This is a genomic window from Pedobacter cryoconitis, from assembly GCF_014200595.1.
Lineage (GTDB): Bacteria > Bacteroidota > Bacteroidia > Sphingobacteriales > Sphingobacteriaceae > Pedobacter > Pedobacter cryoconitis_C.
Map to the genome: position 1 here is coordinate 460488 of NZ_JACHCG010000005.1, position 8166 is coordinate 468653.

At 39.8% G+C, this 8166-nt stretch carries 6 protein-coding genes; 2 read left to right on the forward strand and 4 right to left on the reverse strand.

Going from position 1 to position 8166, the window contains the following annotated elements; translation table 11 throughout:
* Positions 1 to 32 precede the first annotated feature (32 nt).
* Positions 33 to 2324: a Tex family protein gene (locus HDE70_RS24530; protein WP_183892107.1), complete on the forward strand. Its 2292-nt coding sequence runs from the start codon at positions 33 to 35 to the stop codon at positions 2322 to 2324.
* 10 nt (positions 2325 to 2334) lie between these two features.
* Here HDE70_RS24530 and HDE70_RS24535 read toward each other — a convergent pair whose 3' ends face one another.
* Together HDE70_RS24535 and HDE70_RS24540 are read right to left on the reverse strand one after the other, a co-directional pair.
* Positions 2335 to 2724 (reverse strand): hypothetical protein, encoded by a 390-nt coding sequence (locus HDE70_RS24535; protein ID WP_183892108.1) that lies wholly within the window; start codon positions 2722 to 2724, stop codon positions 2335 to 2337.
* Positions 2725 to 2727: 3 nt separating this feature from the next.
* Positions 2728 to 4164, reverse strand: a complete 1437-nt coding sequence (locus HDE70_RS24540) for an MFS transporter (protein ID WP_183892109.1) — start codon at positions 4162 to 4164, stop codon at positions 2728 to 2730.
* A gap of 85 nt (positions 4165 to 4249) precedes the next feature.
* Here HDE70_RS24540 and HDE70_RS24545 point away from each other — a divergent pair, with 85 nt between their 5' ends.
* Positions 4250 to 5119: a helix-turn-helix domain-containing protein gene (locus tag HDE70_RS24545; protein WP_183892110.1), complete on the forward strand. Its 870-nt coding sequence runs from the start codon at positions 4250 to 4252 to the stop codon at positions 5117 to 5119.
* A gap of 42 nt (positions 5120 to 5161) precedes the next feature.
* On the opposite strand, the gene prfH is transcribed toward HDE70_RS24545, so the two are convergent.
* Entirely contained in the window at positions 5162 to 5776 is a 615-nt protein-coding gene (prfH, locus tag HDE70_RS24550) for a peptide chain release factor H (RefSeq protein WP_183892111.1), read from the reverse strand.
* Positions 5776 to 7176, reverse strand: coding sequence for an RtcB family protein (locus tag HDE70_RS24555; protein ID WP_183892112.1), 1401 nt, complete (start codon positions 7174 to 7176; stop codon positions 5776 to 5778). Before HDE70_RS24555 ends, prfH begins: the two co-directional genes overlap by 1 nt.
* Positions 7177 to 8166: the final 990 nt, after the last annotated feature.

An 8166-nucleotide genomic window follows, 5' to 3' on the forward strand; every position in this document is an offset into this window, starting at 1 on the left:
CTGTTTCTTAAAACATCACCCAATATTTTAACATGAATAATCACTCAAAGATTATTGCTGCGGAATTAGCAGTCTCAGAAAAACAGGTTATTGCAACTATTGAATTATTAGATGAAGGAGCGACTGTACCTTTTATTTCCCGTTACCGTAAAGAAGTGACCGGAAGTTTAGATGAGGTGCAGGTGGCTGCGGTTCGTGACCGTTTCCAGCAATTGCGTGAATTAGACAAAAGACGCGAAGCTATTCTGAAAGCGCTGGCCACGCTTGGTAAATTAACACCAGAGCTTGAAGCGCAGCTGAATGTGGCTGAAAATATCACAACTATTGAAGATATCTACCTTCCTTACAAACCAAAAAGGAAAACAAGAGCTTCTGAAGCCAGACGTAAAGGTTTGGAGCCTTTAGCCCTGCTGATTTTTGAACAGGGGAAATTAAATCCTGATGAAGAAGCAACCAAATATCTGAATACAGAGCTTGGTGTCGTGAATACGGAGGAAGCTCTGGCAGGTGCAAGGGATATTATTGCGGAAATGATCAATGAGAATGCAGAAGTGCGTACAGACATGCGTCAGTATTTTCAGCAGAAAGCGATCATGAAGTCTTCGGTAATTAAAGGAAAAGAAGAAGAAGGGATAAAATATAAAGACTATTTCGAATGGGAAGAATCCGTAAAATCGGCACCTTCTCACCGTGTCTTAGCCATGAGACGCGGAGAAAATGAATCTATCTTAAAAGTTGAAGCCATGCCTGAAGAGGATGGTGCGATAGCAATTTTAGAAAAACAGGTTATTCAGGGAAATGGTGCTGCTTCTAAACAAGTAGAATTGGCTTTACATGACTGTTATAAACGTTTGTTAGGCCCGGCGATGGAAACAGAACTTCGTTTGTTAGCTAAACAAAAAGCTGATGAAGAAGCAATCCGTGTATTTGCTGAAAATGCAAGACAATTATTACTGGCTGCACCAATGGGTCAGAAAAATGTACTGGCAGTTGATCCGGGTTTCCGTACAGGTTGCAAAGTGGTCTGCCTGGACAGACAAGGTAAATTATTAGAGAATACAACAATCTATCCGCATACCGGACAGGGAAATATTAAAAATGCTGCGGATACAATCCAAAAACTTTGTATTAAACATGAAGTGGAGGCTATTGCGATTGGAAATGGTACCGCAGGAAGAGAAACGGAAACTTTTATCAGAGGATTAAATCTTCCTGGTGTCTTAGTCGTGATGGTGAATGAAAACGGTGCTTCTATTTATTCTGCATCAGAAGTTGCCCGCGAAGAATTCCCGACTCAGGATATTACCATTCGTGGCGCTGTTTCTATTGGCCGCAGGTTAATGGATCCTTTGGCTGAACTGGTTAAAATCGATCCTAAATCTATTGGTGTTGGGCAATATCAGCATGATGTAGATCAGACTAAGCTTCAGCAATCGCTCGATGATACGGTTATGAGCTGCGTGAATGCAGTTGGTGTAGAATTAAATACAGCTTCTAAGCAAGTTTTAGCTTATGTTTCTGGCTTAGGGCCACAACTGGCTCAAAACATTGTGAGTTATAGAAATGAGCATGGCGCGTTTAAAAACCGCGAGAGTTTAAAGAAAGTTCCACGTTTAGGGGATAAGGCTTATGAGCAGGCAGCTGGTTTCTTAAGGATCAGAGATGCAGCTATGGTGCTGGACGCAAGTGGCGTTCACCCGGAACGTTATGCTTTGGTGAATCAGATGGCCAAAGATTTAGGTCATTCTGTGGATGAACTTTTAAAAGATGTAAAACTTCAAAAGCAGATTAAATTACAGCAATATGTTAGTGACAATGTGGGTTTACCTACATTAAATGATATTATGAAGGAATTAGCTAAACCAGGAAGAGATCCAAGGGAAGCTTTTGAAGCATTCAGTTTCACCGAAGGTGTGAATGAGATTAATGATTTAAAGGTAGGCATGAAGTTATCGGGTATTGTAACGAACATTACCAATTTCGGTGCTTTTGTAGATATAGGGGTGCATCAGGATGGTTTGGTACATACCAGTCAGCTGGCAGATAAATTTGTAGCTAACCCGAATGATATCGTTAAAGTAAGTCAGAAGGTAGAAGTAACCGTGAAAGAGATTGATGTGGTTCGTAAGCGTATTTCACTGTCTATGAAAAGTGAAAATGCACCAAAACCTGCTGCACGTGCTAAAGTAGAGCGGCCTGCTGTGCAGAGAAAGCCTGAAAATAACAGACCTCAACATAACAGGCCAAAGCCTCAGCAAGCAAAAGCACAACCAGAAGGTGATTTGCAAACGAAGCTGGAAGCTTTGAAAAATAAATTTAAATAGTATAGCGTTTTTATAACCAGGTTTCCTGTAAGTGGCGCCATCTTATTTTACCCTCCCCATCAGCAATGAATAACGCACTGGATCTGCGGTTATTTATCGTTGATGGGGTTTTTTGCATTTCATGATAGACGATGATAGCTATATTGTCTGCCGAATAACTCACGATGAACTGATCTGCTACAGCAGAAAACCCTTGTTTAGTACCAAATACTTTGGGTAACCAGGCCGCCAGATCCTCATGACTTTTAACAGAACCGTCTGGTGCAACCATTATAAAGTCCTGATGTAGTCTTCCTAATACGTCATTAATATTTTCCCTGTTGGTTTCCCCTCTAAACCATAAAGTAATTGCCTGGTTGAAATCGTGAACTTGCTGTTGTGCTGATCGTGTAATATCCATATTTTAATTTTTTAAGGGTAATTTGTTGAGTTTGATAGTTAAAAAGAAAGCAATGATGAAAATGGAGAGCAGACAACCTATTGCAATTGCGAAGGCTATTTTAAAAGATTGAACGCCGGAGTTGTTATTTAATAAGGAGAAAAAGATAGTTCCGATGAGCGCAACACCAATCGCACTGCCCATTTGTATCGCAGTACTTACTATGCCAGCTGCCATCCCGGCTTTTTCAGGGTTAACCGGAGCTAGCGTAATCCTGACGAGTGCCGGTAATACAATGCCATGTCCCATACCGGCAATCATTAAGCCTGTATATAGTAAAAATTCGGGGGCAGGATAATATATAGTAGCTATAATCACCATTGCATAGCCTGTTGATAATAGCCCCAATGCAAGTAATACAACCGATGAACCTAGCTTTCCCGTGAGCATTGCACTGGTTAAAGGGCCAATAAAAAATCCTGCTGCATAAGGCAGTACGGCTAATCCGGCAGAAAGGACATCCCAATGAAGACCACTTTGTAAATAATACGGGTAGATCATAAAAAATGCTGCGGTACTGTTAAAGAAGAAAATAATGATTGCCCCGGTCACGAAATGCATATTGCGGAACATATTCAGGTCAATTAAAGGATCTTTGCCTTTGACCACTGTCTGTTTTTCGAGTTTAATAAATGTGATTAATACAGGAATTGCAGCTGCGAAGCATAAAAATATCCATAATGGCCAGCCTTCTTCTCTTCCTTTGATGAGTGGATAGATGATTAAGAACAAGGCGAGAGAAAGAAAAATTATCCCGGAAATGTCCAGTTTGGGTTGTTTTGCTGGTTTATTTTCTGGTAAAACGAAAAATGCAAAGACAATAGTCAGTAATCCGATAGGAATATTGAGCATAAAAACTGACTCCCAGGTGAATCCAAAAGGATGAATTTTTAGGAGTACGCCACCCAGGAGCTGGCCGGCAATAGAAGCCAGGCCGAAAGTCGCCCCAAAGAAACCCATTGCTTTAGGTTGTTCTTTTGCGGGAAAAATAATTCTGATGGAAGATAGAACTTGTGGGGCAAGCAGGGCCGCGGCTAATCCCTGTATAACTCTTGCACCAATTAACAGTTCGATATTTGGGGCAAAACCACAAATAGCAGAGGAACTGGTGAATAGAAGCATCCCGATTATAAACATACGCTTTCTTCCATAAATATCGCCGAGCCTGCCTCCTGTTACTACTAATACGGCATAAGTTGCGCCATAAGCGATGATGACAAATTGTAATTGACTCGCTGTAGCATGGAGCACATCTTTAATAGCAGGTAGTGCAACATTGACGATAAAAAAATCGAGTGGGGACAGAAATGCACCCATGAGCAGTACAAACAAGGCAAGCCATCTTTGGGTATAAGGCGAGGATGTATGAGTTAATAAGGTATCCGTTGTTGCTTTTTGCATGGGTAATTTTTTTATGCTGCAAAGAAACGCCGCCTGGGTAAGAGTTGAATTGTATTTTAAGAGGCTTGTCTTGTATCTTTACAGGATGGTAACACAGGATATCAGAACCCTTTTTGAAATTTCGATTCTGGAAAAAGAAATTGGTATGACCAGAATGGATCAGCTTAATTATTTTCAGCTGATCTATATTCAACAAGGGAAAGGGAGCCATATTGTAAATGGGAATAGTTATTTGTATCAAAGTGGAAAGCTGTTTTTTCTGGCTCCTGAAGATTCGCACGCTTTTAACGTAGAAAGTCCGACACGTTTTGTACATATCCGTTTTTCAGAAGTCTCCTTTTTTAAACTTCAGGCTGAGGCCGGACAGCTGGATTATTGTGACTGGATGAAAAAAATAGGTTATATCTTTCATAATTATCATGCAAAGGCTGGTTGTCTGTTTAAAAATGAGCAGGATGAAGTATTTGGCTTGACCTTAATAGAAGGAATTATACGGGAGCATGAGCAAAAAGAAATTGGTTCTTTAGCAATCATTCGTCAGTCCGTCTCTATTCTGATCAATTTAATTGCACGTAATATTATCCGGACTGAGCCTGATGAGAGATTAGAACGTGAAAGTGAGTCGGCCGTGATGAAGATTATCGCTTATTTACAGCAGCACATTTATGAACCAGAAAGTTTAAAAATGCAGGTTATTGCGGATGAATTTCATCTTTCTGTGAATTATCTGGGAGAGTATTTTAAAAAGCGTACTGGGGAGAGTATTCAGGAGTATGTGATTAATTATAAATTGAAATTGGTAGATACACGGCTTGTGTACAGTAATAAACGTGTGAAAGAGATTGCACAAGAACTGAATTTTACTGACGAGAGTCATTTATCCAGAATATTTAAGAAATATAGAGGTATAACACCTGGTGCTTACAGGAGAAAACATAAAGCGGTTGAAATTTAGCAGAGTTGCTATTGAACAACCCTGCTAAATTTTTAATTATGGTTATAATCTTGCTGTTATAGTTTTTACTGGGTTTCCTCTTGCCAAAGCAGTATGATTTTGCCATTGTAATTGCTGCTGATCGACAAGCTGCCTGGTTTGCCATGAAATAACTTTGTTTTCCAGTCTTTCAAGGCAAATTTTTTTGTTTTGTAACTGTGAACGTGTATCCATGACCAATACTTGCAGACCAGAGGGTTTATGTATTGCTCTGACCGCAGTTTCTACTTTATTTACATTTTGCCCGCCCGGGCCTGACGCTCTGAGTGTTTCTATTACTATTTCTTTAGGGTTCCATTTTAATTTCTCCTGATTTTCATAGATCTCTACACCAATGAACCAGTTTTTCCGTTTATTGTATCTGCGATATGGGCTTTGTGCAATCCAGAGAATTGATCCTTGCCATTCTTTGATAAATGCAGTTAAATCTTCGCCTCTTGCCAGTAGTAAGGCAGAGCGCAAAGTTCCGTTGAGTTCTCCTTTAATATTTTCAAGCACTTCAATCTGTATTTTTAATTGCCTGGCTCGCTTAATTAGCATTTCCTGCACTTTTGCTACGACTCTACAGCATTCCTCAGGACCTTGTCCTGAGGTGATTTGTATACTGATGCTTTTCATTAATCTTTATTCATTCTAACTATTTTTGGTAAAAATTTACCTTGTACCTCAATGAGGTCTTTTTGTGCCGCGATTACCTTTTCTATGTCTTTATAAGCCATAGGGCTTTCCTCCACGCTTCCGCCGATTAAAGTGACACCTGCGTTGTTCAGCAATTTTTTAAGCGCTGATGCAGTCATGTTTTGTTTCGCTTTTGTCCGGCTCATTGCACGGCCAGCACCATGTGATGCTGAATTAAGTGATAATTCTGCTCCTTTTCCTGCTATCAGGTAGGCTGGCGCGGTCATGCTGCCAGGAATAATTCCCATTTCTCCCTGGTGTGCAGGTGTTGCTCCTTTACGATGAACAATCATTTCATTCCCGTTTGCTGATTTTTCTTTCCAGGCGAAGTTGTGGTGATTTTCAATGTTTGTTAAAGTTTGTAATCCGAGGGACTTTAACAGTGTCTGATGTATGGTGTCATGACACGCTTTAGCATATTCACCTGCCAGATTCATGCTGATCCAGTATTCCTGCCCGGCTTCTGTGGCTAAGTCCAGCCATGCAAGCTTTTGTACTTCTCTTGGAAGTCTGCATCTTTCTACTGCAATTTGGGTATAATGACCTGCTATATTAGCGCCCAGGCCCCGGCTGCCAGAGTGTGAGAGTAAGGCCATGTACTTTTTTGCAGGTAGCTTCATGGAGTTATTTTCGAATAATTCAATTTCTCCAAATTCTACGAAATGATTTCCACTGCCTGAGGTGCCCAGCTGTCTGGCTGCTTTTCCTTGCATGCGCCTCAAAAATTCTGTTTCATTGAATACCGGACTATCAAGGATTTCATGATAAGGCTGAATATCCAGCGAACCTTCCATCCCAAAATGAGTATGATTTTTAAGAGCCTGTTTAATCTGGTGACTATAGCGCATAAAGAAGCTGGCACTTTCATCTATAATAGAAAGGGACATACGGCAGCCGATGTCTACGCCAACTGCATAAGGTATAACTGCATTATGAGTAGCTATTACACCGCCAATAGGTAATCCATAACCGGTGTGAGCATCTGGCATCAGTGCTCCTTGTATGGCTACAGGAAGCGACATCGCAAGTTCCATTTGTTTTTTAGCACCAGTGTCTATTTCTTTTGTACCGTAAACTTTATAGGGGCCAGGCTGTGCTGAAAGTGAAAATGCTTCAAAATCACGGGATTTGGTTTTTCCTGTTAATGTTTCGGCAATCTTGCCGAGATGTTTATGGTCAAGGTAGTTTTCAGGGTTATTTATGATTTGAGTTAATAATTCAGTGATTTCGGTAGTGGTATGGTGTTTATAGTGTTTGGAGATGGTATTGATAACCAGGCTTCTTGCTTGATCATTAGTATAACCCATTTTACTGAGTTCTTTTGTTTTTAAATTGCTCATCGCGTTTTAAATTGTTGCTTGTTGCCGGAAAAAGAGGAATGAAGATTCCTGATTTTAAAGCTTAAATATTGATATGAGTTGAATTTTCCTGTTGATACAAGGTGAAATTCAAATTTATCCTGTAAAGGGGGCCCCTTTTAGAAATGCTATGAATTACCTGAATCTGAGGCAGACGAATTGCATTGATTAATTTTTATTAATCAATGGTATCATTCCGGAAAATATTAATTATAGGAATAAACGTCAGCCTGATTTAGGCAATGAGCGATAGGGGCGATATGTAGTTATACTCTGTCATGATTCCTGATTTTGAAATGATTAAACCACAAGGAATTGATACAAAGGTATAATAAGAAAATTGATTGCGCCAAATTTATTTTTTTATTGTTTGGTGATGGGTTGGGTTAAAAAGGATGATAGTGATTATAAGAGGTTTTATGGAGCGGCTTTAGTTATGTTATATATAGTATAAGAGAAGTAGGCGAAATGAAGTAAAAGGCGGGTTGGAGGAGGAAGTGGATTATGTTGTACCCCTGTTCTTCAATGTTTGAAGTGGGTTACTGGCTATGTTCTCTTGCAGTTTAAAGCGGGTTTGATACGGGTTTGAAACGCCTCGACCCGTATCAAACTGCAAGAGAACCCAGCCACAATAGGGCTTGAACAGTCGTTGTAAAGGTGTTTAAGGTGAAGTTGAACAGGGTGAAGGCTCTTTTTGCTGTATTATTAATGATTTTTTCGGATTTTGTTGGAATTTAAGATTGATGACCAAATCAGTATTTGGTATAAATTCTTTGTTTTGGATAATTTAAAGAGAGAATTATTAAAGATTGTAGATGATTTGTATTGTCAATGTGTGCGGGGTGCAGTAGCTGTTAAAGTTTTTATGGTTGTAAACCATGCAGTTAGGGAATGTATACAATTATTAGTGTGATATTGTTTGGAGGATGGGTTTATTTTCCTACTTTTGCATCCCGCTTCGGAGGAAGGGAA